This window comes from Rhizobium altiplani (genome assembly GCF_001542405.1).
Classification (GTDB): domain Bacteria; phylum Pseudomonadota; class Alphaproteobacteria; order Rhizobiales; family Rhizobiaceae; genus Rhizobium; species Rhizobium altiplani.
The window spans coordinates 2,501-24,072 of record NZ_LNCD01000122.1 but is presented as its reverse complement, the minus strand read 5'-3'; the positions used below and the strand labels follow the sequence as shown (position 1 = coordinate 24,072).

The window sequence follows — 21,572 nt, the reverse complement described above, 5'->3', positions numbered from 1 at the left end:
ATCAACTCTCCTGCTTCTTCAGCAGTACCGCGCCGGCGACGACCAATATGGGAATTGCAATCAGCAAAGGAACGAACGAGCCAGCCAGGCCCGAAAAATCGAGCGCCTTTGAAAAGGTACCGCGTGAAATCGTCATGAAATAGGTCGCCGGATAGATCTGGCCGATCAGGGCGCCCGCGCCCTTCAGGGAGGAAACCGGATCGGTCATGCCGGAATACTGGGTCGCGGGGATGAGTGTCAAAAGCGCCGTTCCGAAAATCGCTGCGATCTGGCTGGACATGAAAGTCGACATGAAGATGCCGATCGAGGTGGCGATGATCACGTAAAGCACCGCAGCCGCCGCATAGGTCATGAAACTGCCGGTGAACGGTACCCTGAAAACGAGCGTTGCGAAGGCAACCAGAAGCAGGAAGTTTGCAATGCCGAGCATCACGTAGGGCAACTGCTTGCCGAGAAGGAATTCCAGCCGCGTGACCGGGGTCACATATAGATTGATGATAGAGCCCAGTTCCTTTTCCCTGACCACGCTGAGTGCGGCGAGCATCGCCGGAATGAGCAGCAGAAGCAGGGGAATGACGGCCGGAACCATGGCAACAAGGCTTTTGACGTCGGGATTGTAGCGGAAGCGGGTTTCAATGCTGAATGCGCCCTGGGTCGCGGCGGTACCATAAAGCTTCTTTGCGCGTGCGGTCAGCCAGTTGGCATGCATCCCCTGGACATAGCCGCCGATCGTCTCTGCGCGCTGTGGCATGGCGCCATCGATCCAGGCGCCAATCTCGACGGGATCGCCGCGCTGCACCTTTCGGCCGAAGCCAGGCGGTATCTCGATCGCGAGGCTGATCTCGCCGTCGCGCATCCGTCTGTCCATCTCTGCGTAATCGCGGATCGGGTCTTTCTCAATGAAATATCGCGAGCCGGAGATGTCGAGCACATAGTCACGGCTAATACTGGAATCATCACGATCGAGGACCGCAAACGTCAGATCATCCACGTCCATGTTGATGCCGTAGCCAATGACGAACATCAAGATGACACTGCCGAGCACTGCGAGAGTGGCTCGAATAGGATCACGCTGTAGTTCCAAAGCCTCGCGCCTTGTATAGCTGAACATGCGGCGAAAATCGAAAACACGTCGCCTGCCGGTGATCTGTCCATGACCAGAGCCCAGCGGTTTCGAGGTATCGGTCGTCTCTGCGGCAGCACTCTTGACGACGGGTGATATGCCGGCCGCCTCCTCGAGATATGCGACAAACGCGTCCTCCAGTGTGGGGGAATTCCTGCTCTTGGTGATCGCCTCCGGGGTATCGCTGATCAAGACCTTGCCGGCGTGCATCAACGAGATGCGGTCGCAGCGCTCCGCCTCATTCATGAAGTGCGTCGAAATGAAGATCGTCACATTGTCCTTGCGCGAGAGATCGACCAGGATCTGCCAAAAGGCGTCGCGGGCGATGGGATCGACGCCGGACGTCGGTTCGTCGAGGATAAGGACGTCCGGCGCATGTATCATCGCAACCGCCAGCGACAGGCGCTGACGAATGCCGAGTGGCAAGCCGTCAGGAAACGCATCCATCACACCTTCGAGGTCGAAGCGTTTGGCCATCTCCTCGACGCGAGCCGATATCGTACTTGTCGGCAGCTTGAAGAGGTGGGCGTGCAAATCGAGGTTCTGGCGAACCGTCAGTTCCGTGTAGAGCGAAAATGCCTGGCTCATGTAACCGACGCGACGACGCACCGCCATGTCGCTTGCATCAACGGTACGACCAAAAAGCCTGGCCTCACCTTCGCTGGCTGCAAGCAGGCCGGTCAGCATCTTCATCGTTGTCGATTTGCCGCAGCCGTTGGATCCCAGGAAGCCGAAGATTTCCCCGCGCGGGATCTGGAAACTGACATTGTCGACAGCCGTAAAATTGCCGAAGCGCATGCTGAGGTGGCTTGCCTCGATCGCATAGTCCTCGCCCTCTATTTCCTGTTTCGGAGGGATCACGACGTCGACGTGACGACGCCGCTCGGCTTCGGGCAGTAGGGCGATGAAAGCCGCATCGAGATTGCCGGTGCCGGTGCGCGACAAAAGCTCGGCAGGCGTTCCGGTATCGAGCACCTTGCCGGCATGCATCGCAACCAGCCAGTCGAAATTGGCTGCCTCCTCCATATAGGCTGTGGCAACGATGACGCTCATCCCCGGCCGGCCGGCGCGAATCTGGTCAATCAGGTCCCAGAATTGCCGGCGTGACAAAGGATCGACACCAGTTGTCGGCTCATCGAGAATGAGAAGGTCCGGATCGTGGATAAGCGCGCAACAGAGCCCGAGTTTTTGCTTCATCCCACCTGAAAGCTTTGCAGCCGGCCGGTCAGCAAAGGGGGCGAGCCCGGTGCTGTCGAGAAGTTCGCGGATACGTGTTACGCGTTCCTGTCGATCATGGCCGAACAGACGCCCGAAAAAGTCGACGTTCTCAAAGACCGATAAGGTGGGATAGAGGTTCTTGCCGAGGCCCTGCGGCATATAGGCGATCCTCGGGCAGGTCTCATCTCGATGGCGGGCATCGGACATATTTCCTCCCAGCACCTCGACATCGCCTTTCTGCACGGCGCGCGCGCCGGACACAAGCGACAGAAGGCTGGATTTGCCCACGCCGTCCGGTCCAATCAGCCCGACCATGCAACCCGCGGGAACATCGAGTGACACGTCCGACAGTGCAAACGTCTTGCCAAACGCCAGCGTGACATTCGCCAGCCGTGCCACGGTTGCGTGACCGTCTGCGGGAACGCTCATGCTTGCAGGTGCCCCACTCATGCTCCCAACATCACTTCACGAGGTTGCGTTCGAGGTGTTCGGGCCAGGCTGCTTGTGGATCGAGCCGGACATAGGCCATGCCGGGAAGTCCAGTCTTGACGTATTGAACATACTTCTGGAGCAGCTCCTGCGGGATTTGCGCCCGCACACGGAAGGTGAGTTTCTGGCGCTCCTCCTCGGTCTCGACGGTCTTCGGCGTGAACTGGGCGACATCAGCGACGAAGGAAACTTTCGCAGGGATCGTATATTGTGGTGCTGCATCGAGCACCAGACGGACGTCTGAGCCAATCGATGCGAGGCCCGCCTGTTCCGTTGGCAAGAAGAAGGTCATGTATACATCGCCAAGATCAACGAGGTTCAACACGCGACCACCCGCGGACAGGACCTCACCGGGCTGCGCGATACGATACTGGATGCGGCCGTCGCGTGGCGCGACGAGGGTGCTGTCGGCGATATCGGTTTCGACGCTCTCGATCTGAGCCTTTGCCGCGTCCACGGCGGCTTCAGCGTCGATCACTTGCGCTTTGGCCGCGTTGATCGCCGCGTCTGCAGCTGCAAGCGAGGCTTCCGCCGATGCGAGCGTCGCACGCGCGGCCTGTTCCGCCGCTTCACTATCGTCCACTACTTGCTGCGATACGGTGCTGCTGCTCAGGAGCTGTCGCGAGCGGGCATTGGTCTTCATTGCAGAGTCAAGCTGTGCTTTGCGCTGCTCGATCACGGCCAGCGCGGACTTCCTTTCGGCTTCGCGCTGAGCAACGAGACTATGGGCCGTATCGACGGCGATCTGCGCCCGGCGCAACTGCGCCTCGGCCTGGCGCTTGCTCGCTTCGAGCTGGGCGGTATCCATCCGCGCCAACACCTGACCCGCCTTGACGAAATCGCCCTCACGGACCAGCAGTTCCTTCAGCCGGCCAGCGGTCTTGGTCGAGATATCAATCTCCACCGCTTCGATACGACCATTGCTGGCAGCAAATCCGGCGGGCAGACCGTCATTGCGAAGGACGGTCCATGCGTAATACCCAACGCCGATTGCGATGAGGGCCACTACGCCCCAGATCCATCCCTTTGCGGACTTGATCATTACCTCTCCTTGGCAACGGACACTGTCTCCGTCAGCATAATCCCGTGATTTCAAGCCAGTATGAAGGTGGGTTCTGCGCCGTCACAGGCGGGTCACGACCACAAAGTTGCCGGCACGGAGCGGCTATCACATTTCGAATAAAGAGTTCCATTGCCCGCCATCCTGACAGACGACAAGCGAAAGTCTATCGAAAATGCACGCAGATGTTTTTGTTGTGAGTGCTTGCACAATCGTCACGTGCCAAGGGAACTGAAGCCAGACTGCCATTTCTCAGTTGATGGGGGACGGGGCCTAACCGCGGCTACTTGATGATTGACTCCGGAACGTCACCTCGATGTTCCAGCGAGTACCCGAGCGCCATCAAGCCATTTGCTAGACGCCGTGGCGCGTCTGCGGAAGGAGGCAACGTGCGCATATCTTTCTGCCCCGGCTGGAAACCGATCCGATCGAAGAGGGCGGCAAAGGCTTTCCATTCCAGGGGTGCCATTGGAAACGGCTCGGGAAAATGAACGAAAAGGGTACCATCGATCGACTTCCATTCGATGATTATGACGCGGGGCATCGGTCCTCACTCGTGTTCCAGGCTGCATGCCGGTCCACCCATTGTTCCGACGATGTAGTTCGAAATTTGAGCTCGACCAGCGACGCGATGGAAGCAAGGTGCGAGAACGCCGGAAGAAATATTCTCTCGGCGGCGTCAAGGCGCCTGTTTTAGCTCGCCCGGTTAGCCAATTCGGCCGGCGTCCACGAAGCGGAGGGCTCGACAGAGCGTTGTCGTGACAATCGTCGAATGGTCTTCCTGGTCGCCGATTTCGAACCTGACATCCGTGTCCGGCGCAAAAGTGGCCTGGATCTCGTCTGCGACCTCCCGGGCATTGTCGATCATGCGCCGTGCTGCCCGCAGATCCTGATATCCCGTGTTAAATCCCGCCGCGGCCTGCCAGGGAGCAAGCTCCTGCTCAAACCGGCCAACGCTGACATAGAGGCGAAGTGCCGTTTTGCCCGCGCCTTGTTCCTTCAGCGTCTCGACAAGCCGGGGCCGGTCCCACCAGAGGGAGGGACTGAAGCTGATATAGGAATCGAAGATTTCTGGGCATTGGGCGAGAAGATCGAGCACGAAATAACCCGCGAGCGAATGACCGAGGAGAACCCGGTGAGAAGGGTCGATGTCGAACTGGTCGGAAACATAAGGAAGAAGCTGGCGGGCGAGAAAACGGATATATGCAGGCTGTCCACCGCAACCATCGGCGGGAACGTCTGCGCCGGTGGGATCTGCGGAAACGCCGCGGGTGAAATCGAGATAGCGCCGGTCGAGATCGTAGTTGCGCGTATTCGGGTAGCCGATGCCAACGACGACCGACGGGCTAATCCCGGTCGCCGAAGGCCTGCGGGAGACGCGGCGCACCGTTTCTGCGACCGTTGCGAAATCGGAGTTGGCGTCGAGGACGTAGATGACGGGAAAGCCCGAACGGGGAGGCGGAGTGTCCGGAACATAGGTGAAGATCTCATAGTCCAGTCCCGTTTCAGCCGATCTCATGCCGAACTTGCGGCAGCCGTCCAAAACGAGCTGTCTCCCATCATTATCGACGGTCCGGTTTTCCGAAGGCAATGACGCATTTTTGCTGTTCGCGTGACCCATCAAATTGACCTCGTTGGATTCAGAAGTTACCGGCTATTCCGTCCAGTAGGTACCGCTCAGGGGAACTGCCGACAGAGCGTTCAGTTGCTGCCTCGTCGCTTCGACATCGATGTCCGAAAAGAGCGCGGGATGTGACCATTTGGCCAGCAGTTCGAGAGCCAGGATGTCCAGAGGCGAATTGAACAGCTGCTGCGACATTCCGTGTGCGTTCTTGCCGTCATTTGCGGGGATCGTCGAGAAACCTGGCCGCTGAAGGAGGCTCTGCAGCGATGCATCGGTCTCAGCGGCATTGAAATGCGGCCCGATCAGCAGACCGCCCCGGTTCTTCATATATTCCCCACCGGTGGCGACATAGACCTGCGGCTTGCTGGCGACGATATATTCACGATTGAGCTGACCGAACGGCTTGCTGTGGAGAATATCGCCGATATTGCGCGCGCCAGCCAGGTCCATGAACTTGCCGATCCCCGCAGCTCCTGGCGAATTGCAGCAGGGTTCATCAGAGGAGGCATGCGTTTCCATCAGCATAGCCGGCTTGCTGTGATCGGCCGCGGCGCCGATCCGCCTTGCGATCATCGCCCGATGCTCGGCGCGGAGCTCAACAATGCGTTCTGCGGCCTGTGTGTGGCCTGTCGCTTTGCCGAGGATCTCGAGGCTTTTATCCGTATTGACGAGCGGATCAGAAACGAAATCGACGAATATCACCGGAATTCCTGCAGCGTCGAGCTGACGCAACTGCGCTTCGGCCGGATGGGAATAGGTCGACAGAACCACCAGGTCCGGTCGGGCCGCGATAATCTGCTCGACCATCATGTCCTGCGCATTGCTGGTTGTTTTCGGCAACCGATCGAGCTGCGGGAATTTCTGCACGTAGCTGGCGTAGAGTTCGCGACCGAAGCGGTCGATATCGTGCGGCCATGCCGCAATGAGCGCTACAGGATCGGCGGAGAGGAAAGATAAGGCGAGGATCATCCGCCCGTCATCGACAACCAGCCGTTCGGCCGGTTTCGTCAGCGAGACCGCTCGGCCCTTGAGATCCGTTACGATCTCGGCCCGTGCCGGCGAATTGGCGAATGCAATGAGCATCGAGGAGATGAGCAAGACGACCGCAGCGGGCTGCCAAAGCCCGCTGCCTTTTCCGTTGGAGGGGAGTTTCAAGACATCACCATTTGTAAGAGGCAGTTGCCATGATCACCCTGCCTGTCCCATAGAAGCATTGATATGCCGAGGCGCAAGCTGCCACATATTGCTTGTCGAAGAGATTGGTGGCGTTGACCGCGAGCTGGAAGCCTTTCATCTTGGTGTCGTAGTTTCCAAAATCGTAGCTGATCGAGGCATCGAACAGCGTGTAGGACGGTACCTTCATGGCTGCCGTATTGGCTGCATCGCCATTGGTGGCCCCCATATATCGTACACCGGCCCCGATATTCAGCCCCTCCAGCGCACCCTCGCCGATCGTGTAATCGGCCCAAAGGCTTGCCATGTGGGCCGGGGCGCCCACCGGCGTTCTGCCGATCGTCGATGGTACATTGCTCTTGGTCACCTCCACATCCGCATAGGTATAGGCGGCGCTGATATTGAGGCCATCGAGCAGCGCAAACCTTGCGCCGACTTCCGCGCCTCGCGACCGGATTTCACCGGTCTGCGTCTGGCATGTGGTTGCGCTGCAGCTGGTCAGAGCGGTGTTCGTGCTCGTATGGACGAGGTCCGTGGTAAGCACATTCTGCTGGGTCAGGTCGTAGAGCGCGAGTGTAAAGAGACCGTCGAAACCGGTCGGCTGGTACTTCACGCCGACTTCGTATTGCTGACCGGTCGTGGGCTTGAAGGGGACGGCGCCGTATCCCGTGCCCATCGTCGGTTCGAACGAAGTGGAGTAGCTGGCATAGGGAGCCACACCATTATCGAACTCGTATAGGAGGCCTGCTTTCCAGGTGAAGGCATTGTCGCGGGTTTCGACGTCTTTCACCGCTCCGGATGTCAGGGTCGTGGTGGCGCTGTCGATTGATGACCAGTCATTGCGACCAGCCAGCACGAAATTCCAGTTGCCGATCTTCATCTGGTCCTGCAGGTACAACCCGGTCTGCTGGCGGGTCTGATCCTGCCGCCCGGTGAGCTTTACGTTCGGGGCGCTTTCGTAGACGGGATTGAGATAGTTGATGTAAGTCGTCGCGCCATTGCCGTAGATCGAGCGGGCGTCGACGAGCTGGTAGTCGAGGCCGAGCAGCACCTTGTGCTCAAGCAGACCGGTATCGAAGTCGGCTTCCGCCTGGTTGTCGATCGCAAGGGCGTTGAACTGCTCGAGGTAATGAGTGGACTGGCGGCCAAGGCAAAGATAGGCAAAACCACCGCAGCTTCCGGCTGCTGCCCAGGCTGCGGCATTGGGGACGACCGAATAGGCCTTGAATTCGCTGTCGCTGTGCATGAACCGGAGATTTTGCCTCGCCGTCCAGACATCGTCGAAGTGATGTTCGAATTCGTAGCCAACCGTGCTCTGGGTGCGATCGAAAGAATTGTAGTTGGGATTGCCGCTGAAGAAATCATAGGGGATCTGGCCGTTCGGATTCCTCTGCAGCGTTCCGAGTGCCGGAAGCCAATTCGTCAGGGCCGCGTTCGGGTCGCGCGTATAAGTCGCCTTGACCGTCAGCGTCGTATCCTCGTCCGGCGACCAGGTCATGGAGGGAGCTATGGCAACGCGCTTGCTGTCCGAATAGTCAAAGCCAAGGTCGTAGAGACGCCCGACACCTGTCAGACGATAGAGAAGGTCGCCGCTCTTGCTGACGGGGCCTGTGACGTCGAAGCCGCCCTCGGCCCGACCGTTATTGCCGACGCGCGCAAAGACTTCTCCGCCGGTCTCGGGTGCCGGCTCCTTGCTCACGAGGTTGACCAGCCCGCCCGGATTGCCTGACCCGTAGAGGACGGAGGCCGGTCCGCGCGTGATTTCGATGCCATCCAGGAAGAATGGATCGACCGAGGGAACATCATAATTTATGCCCGCTGGCAGCCGCAGGCCGTCCCAGTAATGGACGTAGTTCGCGTTGCCACCGAAACCTCCGAAGCCACGAATAAAGACGCTGTCGAAGCGATCGCCAGGGCGAGAGCCGACCGTGACGCCCGGTTCGTAGCGCAAAGCTGTGGAGACGCTCGTCGCGCCCTGCTTCCTGAATTGTTCGCTGGTCACAACAGATATGGATTGCGGCGTCTCTAAGATGGGCGTGTCGGTTTTTGTTCCGGTTCGCGACTCCTTGACGATCGGTCCATCATTCTCTGATTTTTCAGACTTGATCGTGATTGGCTGGAGGGGAGTTGCGGCTTGTTCCTGCGCTCCGGCTGTTGCGGTCGTCAGAATGCTCACGGATCCCGCCAGCAGCCACGCAACTGTTTGCTTATGTCCCATTTTTGCCCTCTTGGCCTTCGGTCGTCGCGGGGCATATCGCCCCGGCCAACAAAAGATGATGTAAAATCTCAAGTTTTGCGTTATAGCCATCTGGGGCGCGAAGGCTACGGCGAACTTGTTTGAGAAAACGCCATTTTCATTTGAGTTTGGCACCGAGCGCGAAACTGATTTTGAAATTGCTGATAGGCTTGCCGGATGAACTCTCTGGTCACTGCGCATGAATTTTTCGATCAGATGGAGGCGGGAAATCGAGCCTTCAGGTTGCTCAACTCCAATATTGATTCCGACCAGACAGTGCTGCGGGGAAAATTCACCAAGACGAATATTCGGGCCGGGCTGGCCATTCACTATTCAGACATTACGAACCTGTGCGACTTCAAGACCGAGACAGAGGCCCCACCCCATCTCGGGATCAAGCTCTTCTTTCAAGGTGGTGTCGCGGCCAGCATCGGAGACCAGAACATTCCGATGCCAAGATATCTGCGCGGCCGCTGGACACCGTCGGCGACCCTGTTCCATCAGAAGGAAAAGGAGCTGTTCAGGCGCCATGCGGCACCGGGCGACCGGGTGCGCAAGCTGACCGTCAAGATCCTGCCTGGCTGGCTGGAATCGGGCGATGTCTTCGCGGATGCGAGTGCTGTCGGCTTGCGAGACTTCATGTCGGGTAAGCTGTCTTCGCGTTCCTGGGTGCCAAGTCCCTCACTCCTGGCGCTTGCCGATCAGACAATCAGTCCTCCCGTCTTGGAGCCACACCTCCACCGACTGTACGTGGAGAGCCGGGTGCTGGGTATCATCGGAGAGGCCTTCGCGCTTTTAGTCGAAGGAAAGACCACAGCAGATGCCAGAGGCAATCTTAGTGCGATAGAGCGCAGGCGGCTGTTGAGGGCGGAGGAATTCCTGAGAAGTACCCCCGACTTCCTGTCGGTAGACGAGATCGCAGCAAAGACCGGGGTCAGTGTGAATACACTCCAGCGGCTCTTCCATGCAGCCTATGGCACGACGGTGTTTCATTACGTCCGACGTCAGAAACTTGAGCAGGCGCGGGTCGCGCTCGAGAATGAAGGTCTGACGATTGCACAGGCGGCTTACGTGGCGGGCTATAATAGCCCGGCGAATTTTTCGACTGCCTTCAAGCGGCAATATGGCTTCACCCCGAAGAAGGCACGTGGCTAGCAGGCTGGATGAGCAGGACGGTTTGGACAACCGAGCCATCCCCCTGTCAACAGGAGATTAAAGTTTCGTCATATATCTCGATATATCTTGATTTGCGATATATCGAGATATATTCAGCAAGCATGAAACACGGACCTTTAGACGCTTCTGATGATCACCATGGACGGCCCCACCGGGGCAGGGGCGGCAAGCGGATGTTCGACTATGGCGAGCTACGCCTGCTAATCCTCGCGATGATCTTGCAGCGTCCCTTCCACGGCTATGAGTTGATGAAGGCAATCGAGCAGCGCCTCGGAGGCAACTATACACCCAGTCCAGGCGTCATTTATCCGACGCTCGCATGGCTCGACGACATGGGTTACGCCTCAATCGAACTCGAGGAGGGGGGGCGCAAGCTCTATCATGTCACGGAGCAGGGGAGAGCCTTTATAGATGCCAACAGATCGCTCGTGGAGGAACTGCTGACCCGGGCAGTACCGGGCGAGCGGGGGCACGATGAGGTTCCAGACGCGATCATCCGAGCGATGGAAAACCTGAAGCTCGCCTTGCGGCTGCGGCTTCGAAAGGGGCCGCCGGATGAGGCGACGACAGGTGGTATCGCTAACATCCTGGACGAGGCGGCGCGGGCAATCGAACGCCGCTGAGTGACTCTGGGTGGCACCAGGCGTTCAAAGGTAGAGACAATGGAACAGAAGATCGAAGCCGTTCTTGAAGCGTATCATGCTCTCATCCGCGAGGAGCAGGCGCGGCCACGGGAAATGCCGCCAGGCGGGCGTGATGGGGGACAGGACCGCCGTATGCGGGCAGTGGGACCGGAGACAGGACAGTTTCTCAACATCGTCGCTAAAAGCCAGAAGTCCCCCACGATATTGGAGATCGGGACCTCCTTCGGCTATTCCGGCATCTGGCTCGCCGAGGCTGCCAGGGTAAGCGGCGGGCGCCTGATCACCATGGAAATTCACGAATACAAGTCACGATACGCTCAGGAACGCGCGGTGGCTGCCGGTCTCTCTGACTACATCGATTTCAAGGTCGGGGATGCAGTGGAGATGATCAGCGCGCTGCCTTTTGGCGTCGACTTCGTGCTGCTCGACCTGTGGAAGGATCTCTACATTCCGTGCCTGGAAGCCTTCTATCCCAAACTCAACCCCGGCGCGATCGTCGTCGCCGACAACATGCTGCGGCCTGGCGACGAGAACGTGAAGATGTACGGGAGGGCCGTGCGCGCGAAGCCGGGGATGACGAGTATATCGCTCCCGGTGGGTGCTGGCCTTGAAGTCAGCCGTTTTGAGCCGGACTAGGCGGAGCTCGAAATGCTTCTCGAGAACTTCCCGATGGAAATGCTTTGCCGGCTCGCCGTCTTTTCCCACTGTCGTACGACGACAGACAGCAAAGGAACGAACACATGAATATATTGCAAGGCGACCGGCTGACCGAAGTCGCAAACAGCCCGCGCGTAGAGCGCGTGCGCCACGAGCTGAAACGGCGGCAGCTGAACGTCCTATCCACCGAGCGGCTGACTCCGCATATGATCCGCATCACTCTCGGCGGTGAAGAGCTTGAGGATTTCACCTCGCTGTCGGCGGGTGATCACATCAAGATTTTCGTGCCCGACGGTGCCGGCGGAACGGCAATGCGGGATTATACGCCCCGGCGATATGATGTGGCGACACGCACGCTCGTAATCGACTTTGCCGTTCACGATGCCGGTCCGGCGACGCAATGGGCACTCAATGCTCGCCCGGGCGACATGATACAGATCGGCGGCCCCCGCGGCTCCCAGATCATATCGGGACCAATCCGCTCCTGGCTGCTGATCGGAGACGAAACGGCCCTTCCTTCGATCGGCCGCCGCATCGAGGAACTGCCATCGGGTACGTTGGTGACCAGCGTCGTGGCCGTGCCGGGCTCTGAGGACGAGCAGGTCTTCGAGACGAAAGCGAATCTGACTGCCCATTGGATTTATCGAGAGAATGCGGCTGATCCTGCCCGTCTGATCGACCGCCTAAGCGACATAGCCGTCGAACCTGGAACTTTTGTCTGGATCGCCGCGGAAGGCTCGGTTACGCGGCGCATTCGCAGTTATCTCACCGATGAACGCAAGCATCCAGCCAACTGGTTGCGCGCATCCGGTTACTGGGTGCAGGGCAAGGCCGACACGACGGAAAAGTTCGAGGATTGAGGCTCGGCCGCCGGTGCATGTAAGCCGGTTCTCTCGCCGTAGAGCCCGGTAGAATGTGCCGCGGGAGGTGGTCTGGCGCGCACCAGTTCCATGGTGCAAGCCAAAATCATATCATCAACCTCGCATCGGGCGGTGTAACGATGTTTCCCACCGTCCACCACAGCCCGGCGACCGTTCAAACGGACGCCAGGCTACAACGCAACCACGATGTGCTTCTTTTCCTTACCAACGTACATTGGCGTGCCATCTTCGACCCTGTTCAGGGAAATCGGTTCTTTGTTAAGTGGAACGGCGTCGCATATTGAGCCGCAACCAGCGCAGTCATGTTGCATCCGTTTGCAGCGGGAACGTGACTAGCCAATGCCTAGTCGTCTATTCGAAAGCCGACCTTCATGACCACCTGATAGTATTCCACCGAGCCGTTCTTGATGTGGCCCCGGATCTGATCAACCTCAAACCAATCGAGGTTTCGCATTGTCTTTGACGCTCGTGATATAGCGGTCTCAATCGCCTCCGTCACCGAGACTTTCGAACTTCCGACAAGCTCCACCTTTTTATAGACGTGATCGCTCATTTCCATCCTCCAACCATTGACGTCGCGTTCAGGCACCCGATCGCCCAACTCATCCGAAGGAAAGTTTGCGTCCGTCGAGTCTCAAGTCCGAGTGGCATTCGAGATTTCGTTCATGCCCAAATGCTCGTTTCGACCTTTGCCCCAGCGCCGCACCAATCGATTGCCATGAAGGGAATATGAGCGCGTGAGGAAAGGTTTGAAACAAAATTTTGGCGCGCGGGGGCAGGCCTTCAGCTTTCGGCGAGCCGCTGACGAAAAAGTTGCGACGTCTTTTTGCAATTCGCTCTTGGAAGTATCCAATTGTAAATGCAGGAATTGTGTGGCTCTTCTTCTGTCGAGCGAACTGGTTTTCTTAGGTAGTGGAATTGGGGGCTGTTCCGCGACTGGTACCCGAATGTCATTATCAACAAGTTTTAAAGAAAACTGCGCATATGATTGCGGGGACTTTGCACAGTCAAACATATCGCCCACCAAGGAGTTTCACATGACTGATGAAATCAAAGCCACCGTCACTAACGACACGGCAGCCGGGAATGAACCTAAAGTGAAGAAGACTCGCGCACCGCGAAAGTCGAAGACCGTCGCTGAAGCGGCCGTAGCCACGTCGGTGAGTACGCCGGCGAAGAAGACACGTGGCGGCCGCCGGAAGAACACGGAAAAGGGTGAGGCCATTGCTTCGGCGACGCCCGTTTCGGGAAATAAAATCGCCCCGACCAAATCAAAGCAAACCGTGCAACCTCAGAAGCGTGGGCGGCGGAAAGCTGAAGCGCCTGAGCCAGCGTTGGACGACTTTGCGGATCTTCTGAAGCTCGAGGAAGAGAACCAGAAGCTCCGAAGGGCATTGTCCGAGAAGCTCCGCACAGAGAACGCTGGCCTTCGGAAGAAGCTTGGCCTGGCTTGAGTGAACAGGATCACGGGTTTTCCACAACGATAAGACTGATGACCGGGCAAGCATTGCAAGCCCGGTCTCCGGCCCGGTACTATGTTCTTGGAACACCGAGTCGGAGGAGGCGGATCGATGAGATCAGCGTGGAAACTGATTACTGGGTTGGTATCCCGTGGTAACTCAGAAGGACGTGGTGAGCTCGAGGACAAGACTTCGAAGATACCGCATCCGGGTGCTGAAGACGTCGAAGCCGTAACGCTTCCTGAAACCGAGGAATCTGAACTCCAGGATTCTCCCCAACGCATCGAAGAGGCTTTCATTGAGCCGTCGGCCGCTCCTTTCGATGGCCGCGCCCAACGACCGGAGCCGCAAGAGAGGATTGTGGCGCCTTCCCGCCTTGCTCTAGCCAACGACGCCGAGCCAGTGCTGGCAACGACGATAAGGCTTGTGACGAAGGACAGGTTGAGCCTGCGAGCGGAACTCTCACATTCAACTGCAGTGCCGAATGCACCTGAAGAAAATGCCAGAAATGCTATCAGCGCGAATACTAACGGCAGCGGAAAGTCGACCGAACCGGCCACATTGTTGACGAGCGATGCCAGCGCAACCACCACGCCAATCGCAATAAGCCAGACAGCCGGGGCCGGGCGTATTCGTAAGGTGAGGTCGGCGCAAAGCGCTTCCGGCGTTGAACGGCCCAAGGTGAAGCGGCGCTCTCTGCCGATTGCCGAGATCGAAACAGTGCAGGCATCGCCTGAAGCAGCATTCGTTTCCGAAAGCGTAGTGCTAAACAGCGAAATCAATCAGCTGAGACAGGAATTGGCTCAAAAGTTGCGTTTGCAAAACGATCAGCTAAGGCGAATGCTTTCCCGATATGATGCGGGATGAGCAAGAGCGACTTCAGAACCGGGGACGTCCTGGCCGACGACGCTTTCAGTCCCTTTACGGCGTTTTTTGATCTTCGGGCACTTGGTGCGGTTCAACGGCGGCGGACAACTAGTCGCTGCAAGACGTATCGTCTGCGGGATAGCCCAATCAGGACGAAATCACGCTGTTTCAGTCAATGCGGGACACGCGGTATCCGTCTGCCCCGCACAAGCCTTGACAGATTGACCCTTATGGTTTTGCAACCGGTCCAGACAGAACCAGACCCGACTTACAAACGCGGACAACCAGGGAAGTACGTCAGCCGCATCTCAAGATCCTAATTTAGCCAAGATCACACGCCGATACTGTTCGGGAGTGGCAACTGGCAGCGGAGAGGGCGCATGTCGAGTTTCGCGAGTGTCGTTCTGTTGATTGCGTCATCCTTGATCGCTTCTCAGACCTTTGCAGAAGAGATGGTCATCGAGACGGGGCTAGAGAGAAGCACACCATCTCCTGACCAAGCGTACAATGAACACAAGGATCAAAAGCAGGCTGCGGAAGAACGCGACGGCGAGGTTGCCGAGATGGCCCGCCAGGCTCTATCAAAAGCCCGCTTACTTACCGTTCCTCAGCTGACATCAAAGTGAGCCTGCCTCAAGGGGAACCCTCAAAGATGTCGCTTATCGGGCTTGTCCCGCGATTTGGGAGAAACGGTAGCTTTTTCCCAAACGCATCCTGGTCCGCCTCCCGAAGGACATTCGCCGACTTTTCGGCGGGTGTTGCATATGCGACGTAACAGAGCGGAAGAAACGCATCTCGATTTGCGGTGCCTGAGTTGGTGGCAGCCCGCCATCGAGTATTCGGCCTTGAACTGATGACCAACAAACGCTGAGCCGGGTTTACGAGCGCCGCTGAGCGGAAGGGTGCTGACACGAGGTGGGCTCCTCAACAGTCGAGCTTCTCGTATTTTTCCCGTAATGGTTTTCCAGTGCGTAGTCCGCTATCTTGCTTTCCATGGAACGCAAATTGGCCGTCATCCTTGCTGCCGATGTTGTCGGGTTCAGTCGCCTCATGGAGGTGGACGAGGAGCGTACCCACGCGGCCCTTAATACGTGCAATAGCGCGATTGCGGGCTTGGTCTCAAAGCACTCTGGTCGAATATTCGCTATAGCCGGTGACAGCTTTCTCGCGGAGTTTGCAAGCCCGGTGGAAGCGATGCGAGCAGCGATTGAATTTCAAGAAGATGTTTCTGGGCGCTCATTCGACCTACCAGAGGGTCTGCAGATGAGGTTTCGCATCGGGATCAATCTTGGGGACGTGATTGTCGACGGAGGAAATCTCTTCGGTGATGGTGTGAATGTCGCAGTCCGCCTTGAGGCACTCGCGGAGCCGGGTGGAATCTGCCTTTCTAGCGCTGTCTATGAGCAGGTTGCGGATTCCGACGTGAAGCCGGCCGCCAATCCGATCAAAGACCGGCCACCATTCCGATTTGAAGTCGGCCACCGTTCCGATCAAAGACCGGCCAGTTTTCGGCACTGAAGATCACTCCCTGGGTCAGCAACTTTGGCATCAAATACCTCGCGATGAACGAGGGGATTTTGATGCCGGCAAAGAGAAGGCTGACCATGAGACACCACCATGCGCCGCCAGAAGCGTTTCGAAGCCCGCGCCAGGGCTGCCAAGCTTCGCCATGATGCGCAGATCGAGAATGCCGACTTTCGTGCCGCCCGCGGCCTCGACCGCAATCTGTTCATGACGCTCGCCGGCTGCGACTGGATCCGCAAGCACCACAGCCTCCTCGTCACCGGGCCAGCCGGCGTCGGCAAGAGCTGGCTTGCCTGCGCACTGGGCCATAAGGCATGCCGCGAGGATTTCTCCGTCGCCTACCACCGGGTTCCCCGGTTATTCGCAACACTTGCCCTTGCACGAGGCGATGGCCGATATGGCCGGATCCTCAAATCGCTCGCCAAGACCGACCTGCTTATCCTTGATGATTGGGGACCGGAAAAGCTCAACGATGATCAGCGGCGCGATCTCCTCGAGATCATCGAAGACCGCTATGAGCGTCGATCGACGATCGTCACCAGCCAGGTGCCCCTGGATCGCTGGTACGAGATTATTGCAAACCCAACGCTCGCCGATGCCATCCTGGATCGCCTCGTTCACAATGCCTATCGCATCGACCTCACGGGCGAAAGCATGCGAAAACAGCGTTCGCCAGGAGCGCCCGAAACATCGCAAGCTTGACGTCAAACAAAACCAGATCCAAACATCAAAAAGACCCAGGATCAGTCCGAGAAATGGCCGCCTTCAAATCGGAACGCCGGCCGGAATGAAATCGGAATGACTGGCCGGCTTCAAATCGGAATCGATGGCCGGCTTCATCGGAATACGCAAGCAGGTGGAACAGAAGCTGCCTCTTGGCTACGAAGACATCGGACCTCAGGCGCTAAAGAACATCGTGCGGCCGGTGAAAGCCTATCGGGTGTCTCTTCGCCGGGGGGCGGAGACGGTGCTTTCGATCACCGCAACGAGCACTTTCTCATCCAACTGGCTGGTTCCGCGATTGGGCCGCTTCCGAAATGCCAACCCCGATCTCGACATTGAACTGAAAGCGATGAGCCGAGTGGTCGATTTCAGTCGAGAGCCGTTCGATGTGGGAATCCGGGAGGGGCATGGCAAATGGCCTGGCCTTAAGGCTCACCCCTTAATGGATCGGGAGTTCGCCCCGTTTTGTAGTCCGGCTTTCCTGGGGGCGGCGGGTGAAATCAGGGTGCCTTCTGACGTTCTGAAACACCCATTGCTCGATTGGAGGGATGATTGGTGGCTGGACTGGTTTAATGCAGCGGGCGTCAACAGCCCAAAACCGTCATTCTCTCAGAACTTCCAATTTGACACCCAACTCGCGATTAGCCAGGCCGTAATTTCCGGGCAGGGGATAGCCCTTCTTACGCCTATGTTCTTTCAGACCGAAATTCAGTCAGGTCGCTTGGTGCAATTGTTTGATTTGACCGGTCGCCATGGGAAGTTCTGGCTCGTCTATTCGGAAACACGGCAGAATTCTCGCAAAATAGTCGCGTTTCGGGACTGGCTCCTCGAAGAAGTCTCGCGGGTGCTCTAGACGATCGACGTTTCCCAAGAGATGGATGCTCGCGTGTTTCCTGTGCGATTTTCGCCCAAAGCATAGGCAGAGCTACGTGGCGTGACCATACGCGAGCCGCTCTGGCGCTTTCCGTTGCCGGGGCAAAACAAAAGCGCCCGCCTGGCAGGACGAGCGCTTCAAACTGCACATTGTTTTCGCGGACTTAGCGAGCGCCAGCTCTTGCGATCCGCTCGATTTCGCCGCGATTGATGCCAAGGTCGTGGAGTGAGCGATTGCTCATACGGCCCAGTTCGGAGACCGTCTGACGATACTTGCGCCAATTGATAAAAGAGCGTGCGATGTTCATGATAAATCCCCTTTCCTGGGTTTTCGAAGTCAGCTGCCAGTCCGTGGCGCTTCGATTACTTCGATGTCGCTTATATATGATTGGTCGGACCAATTTTGCAGCGCGAAGACTGAACCTCAGCTATGCGTAGATTGCATGTCGTGCGCAGTGAAAAGAGGAGGACTACGAATAGATTGCTTAGAGGAGAGGGTGCAGAGATATTGCCCGCCTCTCCGAGTTCTTGCCCATGCCGGGACCACTTGTTTAATCGGACCGCGGGGGCGAACGGATTTTGAGAGCATCACCTTGATGTGAACGCGGAAAGTCGATGCCTGGAACTCGACGGCAGCCAGAAACGAGCGGGCGATGATCTGCGAAGTCCAAATGGCCGCACTTGGCAGCTGCTATAGCGAATGACTACGGTCTCCGTGATCTCGCACGGAAGAGCCTGGCGCAATCAGCGCAGTAGCCGCATCTCAATGAGCCGCGCCAGCGGGTGGGGACGTTTCGTCCGGTACCACAATTCCAGCGTAGTGGATCGGATTGTCTTTGCGATCCCGAAAGCATCGGCCGAAGGCGGAAACCGAAACATAGGATCCATCTGCCTTTTGTGACCGATAGTGCTGTACCGTTGGGTGTTGCGCGACAATGGCGTCGCTGATTTGTTTAGCCAATACAGCCACGTCGTCTGGGTGCACACGATCAAGATAGGTTTGTACCGGCAATCCCCGTTCAGTTTCCTCGGGATCGAGACCGAACAACTCGGCGAGGGCACCGTCCGCGTACACGAGGTCGGCGTTCATATCCCACGTAAACAGGCCGGGGTCAGGCATTCGTTCACCCGAGATATTCGTGACGAATAAGTGCTTTGCGTCCGGCACCGTTGGTCCTCTCGTTTGCCTTTTTGCATAGAATGTCCCTAGCTCGACGTATCCACAAGTTGGCCTTTGAGAGAAGAGTATGGCATCCAGAAGTTATGTTGACTTGGCAGCCGGACTGGCGTCCCGCGCAAAGATCTCTCCTACGGTTTCCAGGACCCTCCGAATACTGTCGTCTGATGTCGAGTAGTAGATTGTCTGCGCCTCGCGCCGCGTGGTGACTACCCTTGCGGCACGAAATCTTGCGAGATGCTGGGAGAGGGCCGACTGCGAGAGGCCTACCTTGTCTGCGAGTTCGTTCACACTGAGTTCGGCGCCGAGAAGATGGGAAGCAATAAGCAGCCGCTTTTCATTGGCGAGGAGAGTGAGCAGCTTCGCGTGCTCAACAAAAACCATTTCATCATGCATTTCAATTCACCATTTAACCAACTGCGGCTGACTTATACGTAAGATGGCGTCCAGGCTAGAGATCGCTACATTACATTTTTGAGATATTCGAGCGCGGCTCTGAGACGTGTTCAGTGAACAGCCCGGATTACTGGTATTCCAGCTTCGTCCGCAGCCCGAATGAGTGCTTCGCGTGCTTCCGGCGCCGATAGCTTACCATGGATTGCGTCAAGGCAGACCTTCACCGCCTCCATGTACTCCTCTCCGTCGTCGGATGGCCAGTCACCTATAAGGGCTTCCGCAACCTCTCTCAGGGATCCGACGAGCCAGTATTTTTCCCGACCACCCATCACCAGCATCAGGGGAGCGAAGTGATCGCTTCTGTGCCACTTCATTACAAAACGCCTCCGCACGGTAAACACATCATTAACCGAGCAAGAAGTGTTCCAGCTTCACGACCCTTGGTGGAGACTCGACCAGCAGAGGCAGCAACGTAAGACCGTGCTTTGAGCGGGTGCGGAGGCTAGCATTCACGATCTCGGTGCAAATGCTACGCGCAAGTTGATGACGCCCGGGCCGCATTGCCACGGCCGCCAATGAACATGGTCTTCGTATTTCACCGGATGAAATCGCCGGGTTACGAAGAGCAAGCGGAAAAAAAGAGGCCCCAATAGGGTGGGGCCGAGATTGATGAGCAGTGCCCGAGAGTGGGCAGCGCTGCGGACAATACGCCTCACGATCGAGGCTCTCAAGCAAAACAACTCTCGTTTACATTTCGTGACGATGATGCATAACCACACCTTCGCGCTCCGGGCCACTGCTAACCCAAGATAAGCCAGTGCGTTCGGATCCGCGCAAACCTCGTCATCCAGCTCAGGCGTCGTCCAGACGCTGCGGCGCCGTGTATGATGAGGCAGCGCGCAAGCTAATGAATCGTGCTGGCGGCGACGCGTTGGAAAGACGTTCTCTCGCTACGCGCGAATAGCTTCGTCCTTTAAAATGAAAGGGGTGGCCGGGCAGGGAACCCGGGCCACCCCTGGCATCCGACCGGAGGTCTACCCGATCAGAGACTTCCAAGTGCCGCGCCGCGCTGCCTATCCCCGTGACGTTGACCACGGAGAGAGGGAGAAACGCGGCGCTAGAATGCCCGCTGGAGGCGGAAGTAGCCTGTCGTGACGTCGTCGATTTTATCGCCGTCGAGGTAGTTGACGGCTGCCTTGGCGTAGAGGTTGTCGGCGATCTGATAGTCGACCGTCACACCGACCTTCCAAGCGTCGTCGTCCGAGAAGTCAGCGTCGGTAGCGGCGTTAACGACGCCGTAGCTGCCGTAGTACTGAGCGGCTGGAGTGATCTTCAGCTTGTCAGTCGCCTTGATGGCGTATTCCGCAGCAATCGCCCATTCGGAAGCCGAATAGTAAGCACCCGGATCGGACGCCCAGACAGCTGCGAGGCCAAGGGTGCCAGGACCAATGGCAACGGTACCCATCGCGCGGACTGCGCCAGCTTCGTTGTCGGTGTCGTAGCCAGCCGTGACTTGGTAGCTGAAGATGCCAGCCTTGCCGCCGATACCGACTGCTACGCCGACGTTATTGGGGACCTCGCCGTTATAGAACGGGCTATCTTCCAGCTCGTCGACGCTGATACCAGCGTAGAAATTGTCGGCCTCGTACTGATAGCGAATGGAATTATGGAGCGTGACTGGGCTGCCGATGTTATCCGTTTCGCCCGAGAGACCGTCGTCCCACCAGCTGTAGAACAGACCGGCACGGAAGCCAGCGATGTCGATGTAAGCGGAGTCAAGCAAAGATGCCTGCGACTTAGAGTTGTCGGCATTCGTCTGCAGGACGATAACACCGGTGAGCGGGCCGTATTCGGTGTCGCTCTTGGCGGTGAACTGGACCTGACCACGGGTGTAGGCATCCCAGTCGGAGTCATTCGCAACATAGGTACCGTTGCCGATGGTTGCGCTGGCATTCGGGCCGGCGTTAACCTGGAAACGGATGTAACCGCTGATCTTCAGGCAGGTTTCAGTGCCCGGGATGTAGAAGTAGCCGCTGCCGTAAGCATCGCAAACGCGAACGTATTCAACCGGCTCCGGCTCCGCAGCGACGATGGCGTCAGCGGCCTGGGCGCCTGAGATGGCAGCCAAGGCCGCGGTCGTGCTCACAAGGATCATCTTAATGTTCATAAATAGTCCAATCTTCTGTCGATTGGGCACAGGTCATCATTGCCGAGAAACGGCTCTACCTACCCAGTTTTGGTGAAGGACTCTGCGAAGCAATGTGCGTTAGC

Annotated in this window: 21 protein-coding genes and 1 pseudogene; 10 read left to right on the top strand and 12 right to left on the bottom strand. The window is 57.6% G+C overall.

The features are described 5' to 3' along the window. Nucleotide 1: 1 nt before the first annotated feature. The 6 genes from rbbA to AS026_RS28325 all read right to left on the bottom strand — a co-directional run bounded on the left by rbbA (nucleotide 2) and on the right by AS026_RS28325 (nucleotide 8,905). The gene (gene rbbA, locus AS026_RS28350; RefSeq protein WP_062373657.1) at nucleotides 2-2,791 is read right to left on the bottom strand and encodes a ribosome-associated ATPase/putative transporter RbbA; all 2,790 of its coding nucleotides are present in this window, start codon (nucleotides 2,789-2,791) and stop codon (nucleotides 2-4) included. A gap of 10 nt (nucleotides 2,792-2,801) precedes the next feature. Beyond that, nucleotides 2,802-3,872 carry an HlyD family secretion protein gene (locus AS026_RS28345; RefSeq protein WP_062373654.1) on the bottom strand — a complete coding sequence of 357 codons (1,071 nt, stop codon included), beginning with the start codon at nucleotides 3,870-3,872 and terminating at the stop codon, nucleotides 2,802-2,804. A 301-nt stretch (nucleotides 3,873-4,173) separates the two neighbouring features. Next, nucleotides 4,174-4,434, bottom strand: coding sequence for a hypothetical protein (locus AS026_RS28340; RefSeq protein WP_062373651.1), 261 nt, complete (start codon nucleotides 4,432-4,434; stop codon nucleotides 4,174-4,176). A 162-nt stretch (nucleotides 4,435-4,596) separates the two neighbouring features. Next, entirely contained in the window at nucleotides 4,597-5,409 is an 813-nt protein-coding gene (locus AS026_RS28335; RefSeq protein WP_245307668.1) for an alpha/beta hydrolase, read from the bottom strand. Nucleotides 5,410-5,544: 135 nt separating this feature from the next. Then, complete coding sequence (locus AS026_RS28330) at nucleotides 5,545-6,669, bottom strand: ABC transporter substrate-binding protein (protein WP_063805952.1); 1,125 nt, start codon at nucleotides 6,667-6,669, stop codon at nucleotides 5,545-5,547. Between the two features lie 4 nt (nucleotides 6,670-6,673). After that, the gene (locus tag AS026_RS28325; RefSeq protein ID WP_062373641.1) at nucleotides 6,674-8,905 is read right to left on the bottom strand and encodes a TonB-dependent siderophore receptor; all 2,232 of its coding nucleotides are present in this window, start codon (nucleotides 8,903-8,905) and stop codon (nucleotides 6,674-6,676) included. A 195-nt stretch (nucleotides 8,906-9,100) separates the two neighbouring features. Between AS026_RS28325 and AS026_RS28320 the strand changes: the two genes are divergently transcribed. The 4 genes from AS026_RS28320 to AS026_RS28305 all read left to right on the top strand — a co-directional run bounded on the left by AS026_RS28320 (nucleotide 9,101) and on the right by AS026_RS28305 (nucleotide 12,260). Further along, a complete protein-coding gene (locus AS026_RS28320) occupies nucleotides 9,101-10,078 on the top strand; it encodes a helix-turn-helix domain-containing protein (protein ID WP_062373637.1) in 978 nt (325 codons plus the stop codon). A 194-nt stretch (nucleotides 10,079-10,272) separates the two neighbouring features. After that, the gene (locus tag AS026_RS28315; RefSeq protein ID WP_082728622.1) at nucleotides 10,273-10,722 is read left to right on the top strand and encodes a PadR family transcriptional regulator; all 450 of its coding nucleotides are present in this window, start codon (nucleotides 10,273-10,275) and stop codon (nucleotides 10,720-10,722) included. A 39-nt stretch (nucleotides 10,723-10,761) separates the two neighbouring features. Continuing rightward, nucleotides 10,762-11,379: an O-methyltransferase gene (locus AS026_RS28310; protein ID WP_062373630.1), complete on the top strand. Its 618-nt coding sequence runs from the start codon at nucleotides 10,762-10,764 to the stop codon at nucleotides 11,377-11,379. 104 nt (nucleotides 11,380-11,483) lie between these two features. Continuing rightward, on the top strand, nucleotides 11,484-12,260 hold the full coding sequence (locus tag AS026_RS28305; protein ID WP_062373625.1) for a siderophore-interacting protein: 777 nt from the start codon (nucleotides 11,484-11,486) through the stop codon (nucleotides 12,258-12,260). Between the two features lie 364 nt (nucleotides 12,261-12,624). On the opposite strand, the gene AS026_RS28300 is transcribed toward AS026_RS28305, so the two are convergent. Beyond that, nucleotides 12,625-12,834, bottom strand: a complete 210-nt coding sequence (locus tag AS026_RS28300) for a dodecin (protein ID WP_018860227.1) — start codon at nucleotides 12,832-12,834, stop codon at nucleotides 12,625-12,627. A gap of 484 nt (nucleotides 12,835-13,318) precedes the next feature. On the opposite strand from AS026_RS28300, the gene AS026_RS28295 reads away from it, so the two are divergent. From AS026_RS28295 to AS026_RS28270, 6 genes and pseudogenes are all read left to right on the top strand, one after another. Beyond that, nucleotides 13,319-13,735 carry a hypothetical protein gene (locus tag AS026_RS28295; protein WP_062373620.1) on the top strand — a complete coding sequence of 139 codons (417 nt, stop codon included), beginning with the start codon at nucleotides 13,319-13,321 and terminating at the stop codon, nucleotides 13,733-13,735. A gap of 117 nt (nucleotides 13,736-13,852) precedes the next feature. Then, nucleotides 13,853-14,608 (top strand): hypothetical protein, encoded by a 756-nt coding sequence (locus AS026_RS28290; RefSeq protein WP_131815353.1) that lies wholly within the window; start codon nucleotides 13,853-13,855, stop codon nucleotides 14,606-14,608. A gap of 380 nt (nucleotides 14,609-14,988) precedes the next feature. After that, nucleotides 14,989-15,234: a hypothetical protein gene (locus AS026_RS28285; RefSeq protein ID WP_062373613.1), complete on the top strand. Its 246-nt coding sequence runs from the start codon at nucleotides 14,989-14,991 to the stop codon at nucleotides 15,232-15,234. Between the two features lie 424 nt (nucleotides 15,235-15,658). Continuing rightward, nucleotides 15,659-16,126, top strand: coding sequence for an adenylate/guanylate cyclase domain-containing protein (locus AS026_RS28280; protein WP_160330124.1), 468 nt, complete (start codon nucleotides 15,659-15,661; stop codon nucleotides 16,124-16,126). A gap of 90 nt (nucleotides 16,127-16,216) precedes the next feature. Beyond that, nucleotides 16,217-16,834 (top strand): annotated as a pseudogene (gene istB / locus AS026_RS28275) (IS21-like element helper ATPase IstB); the annotation flags it as partial. Between the two features lie 124 nt (nucleotides 16,835-16,958). Beyond that, nucleotides 16,959-17,708: a LysR substrate-binding domain-containing protein gene (locus tag AS026_RS28270; protein WP_062373606.1), complete on the top strand. Its 750-nt coding sequence runs from the start codon at nucleotides 16,959-16,961 to the stop codon at nucleotides 17,706-17,708. A gap of 184 nt (nucleotides 17,709-17,892) precedes the next feature. Here the strand turns inward: AS026_RS28270 and AS026_RS40635 are convergent, their stop codons facing one another. The 5 genes from AS026_RS40635 to AS026_RS28250 form a co-directional block, all read right to left on the bottom strand. Further along, on the bottom strand, nucleotides 17,893-18,036 hold the full coding sequence (locus tag AS026_RS40635; protein WP_082728620.1) for a DUF1127 domain-containing protein: 144 nt from the start codon (nucleotides 18,034-18,036) through the stop codon (nucleotides 17,893-17,895). A 455-nt stretch (nucleotides 18,037-18,491) separates the two neighbouring features. Then, a complete protein-coding gene (locus tag AS026_RS28265) occupies nucleotides 18,492-18,896 on the bottom strand; it encodes a PAS domain-containing protein (RefSeq protein ID WP_062373603.1) in 405 nt (134 codons plus the stop codon). 93 nt (nucleotides 18,897-18,989) lie between these two features. Beyond that, nucleotides 18,990-19,301, bottom strand: a complete 312-nt coding sequence (locus tag AS026_RS28260; RefSeq protein ID WP_062373600.1) for an ArsR/SmtB family transcription factor — start codon at nucleotides 19,299-19,301, stop codon at nucleotides 18,990-18,992. Nucleotides 19,302-19,411: 110 nt separating this feature from the next. Beyond that, nucleotides 19,412-19,675 carry a DUF982 domain-containing protein gene (locus tag AS026_RS28255; protein ID WP_082728619.1) on the bottom strand — a complete coding sequence of 88 codons (264 nt, stop codon included), beginning with the start codon at nucleotides 19,673-19,675 and terminating at the stop codon, nucleotides 19,412-19,414. Between the two features lie 743 nt (nucleotides 19,676-20,418). Then, nucleotides 20,419-21,468, bottom strand: coding sequence for a porin (locus tag AS026_RS28250; RefSeq protein WP_062373595.1), 1,050 nt, complete (start codon nucleotides 21,466-21,468; stop codon nucleotides 20,419-20,421). Nucleotides 21,469-21,572 lie beyond the last annotated feature (104 nt).

What these genes read in the sequence shown, in the direction of transcription:
- rbbA (WP_062373657.1), bottom strand. Translation starts at nt 2,791, where the DNA reads ATGAGTGGGGCACCTGCAAGCATGAGCGTTCCCGCAGACGGTCACGCA.
- AS026_RS28345 (WP_062373654.1), bottom strand. Translation starts at nt 3,872, where the DNA reads ATGATCAAGTCCGCAAAGGGATGGATCTGGGGCGTAGTGGCCCTCATC.
- AS026_RS28340 (WP_062373651.1), bottom strand. Translation starts at nt 4,434, where the DNA reads ATGCCCCGCGTCATAATCATCGAATGGAAGTCGATCGATGGTACCCTT.
- AS026_RS28335 (WP_245307668.1), bottom strand. Translation starts at nt 5,409, where the DNA reads ATGAGATCGGCTGAAACGGGACTGGACTATGAGATCTTCACCTATGTT.
- AS026_RS28325 (WP_062373641.1), bottom strand. Translation starts at nt 8,905, where the DNA reads ATGGGACATAAGCAAACAGTTGCGTGGCTGCTGGCGGGATCCGTGAGC.
- AS026_RS28320 (WP_062373637.1), top strand. Translation starts at nt 9,101, where the DNA reads ATGAACTCTCTGGTCACTGCGCATGAATTTTTCGATCAGATGGAGGCG.
- AS026_RS28315 (WP_082728622.1), top strand. Translation starts at nt 10,273, where the DNA reads ATGTTCGACTATGGCGAGCTACGCCTGCTAATCCTCGCGATGATCTTG.
- AS026_RS28310 (WP_062373630.1), top strand. Translation starts at nt 10,762, where the DNA reads ATGGAACAGAAGATCGAAGCCGTTCTTGAAGCGTATCATGCTCTCATC.
- AS026_RS28305 (WP_062373625.1), top strand. Translation starts at nt 11,484, where the DNA reads ATGAATATATTGCAAGGCGACCGGCTGACCGAAGTCGCAAACAGCCCG.
- AS026_RS28300 (WP_018860227.1), bottom strand. Translation starts at nt 12,834, where the DNA reads ATGAGCGATCACGTCTATAAAAAGGTGGAGCTTGTCGGAAGTTCGAAA.
- AS026_RS28295 (WP_062373620.1), top strand. Translation starts at nt 13,319, where the DNA reads ATGACTGATGAAATCAAAGCCACCGTCACTAACGACACGGCAGCCGGG.
- AS026_RS28290 (WP_131815353.1), top strand. Translation starts at nt 13,853, where the DNA reads ATGAGATCAGCGTGGAAACTGATTACTGGGTTGGTATCCCGTGGTAAC.
- AS026_RS28285 (WP_062373613.1), top strand. Translation starts at nt 14,989, where the DNA reads ATGTCGAGTTTCGCGAGTGTCGTTCTGTTGATTGCGTCATCCTTGATC.
- AS026_RS28280 (WP_160330124.1), top strand. Translation starts at nt 15,659, where the DNA reads ATGGAGGTGGACGAGGAGCGTACCCACGCGGCCCTTAATACGTGCAAT.
- AS026_RS28270 (WP_062373606.1), top strand. Translation starts at nt 16,959, where the DNA reads ATGGCCGGCTTCATCGGAATACGCAAGCAGGTGGAACAGAAGCTGCCT.
- AS026_RS40635 (WP_082728620.1), bottom strand. Translation starts at nt 18,036, where the DNA reads ATGAACATCGCACGCTCTTTTATCAATTGGCGCAAGTATCGTCAGACG.
- AS026_RS28260 (WP_062373600.1), bottom strand. Translation starts at nt 19,301, where the DNA reads ATGCATGATGAAATGGTTTTTGTTGAGCACGCGAAGCTGCTCACTCTC.
- AS026_RS28255 (WP_082728619.1), bottom strand. Translation starts at nt 19,675, where the DNA reads ATGAAGTGGCACAGAAGCGATCACTTCGCTCCCCTGATGCTGGTGATG.
- AS026_RS28250 (WP_062373595.1), bottom strand. Translation starts at nt 21,468, where the DNA reads ATGAACATTAAGATGATCCTTGTGAGCACGACCGCGGCCTTGGCTGCC.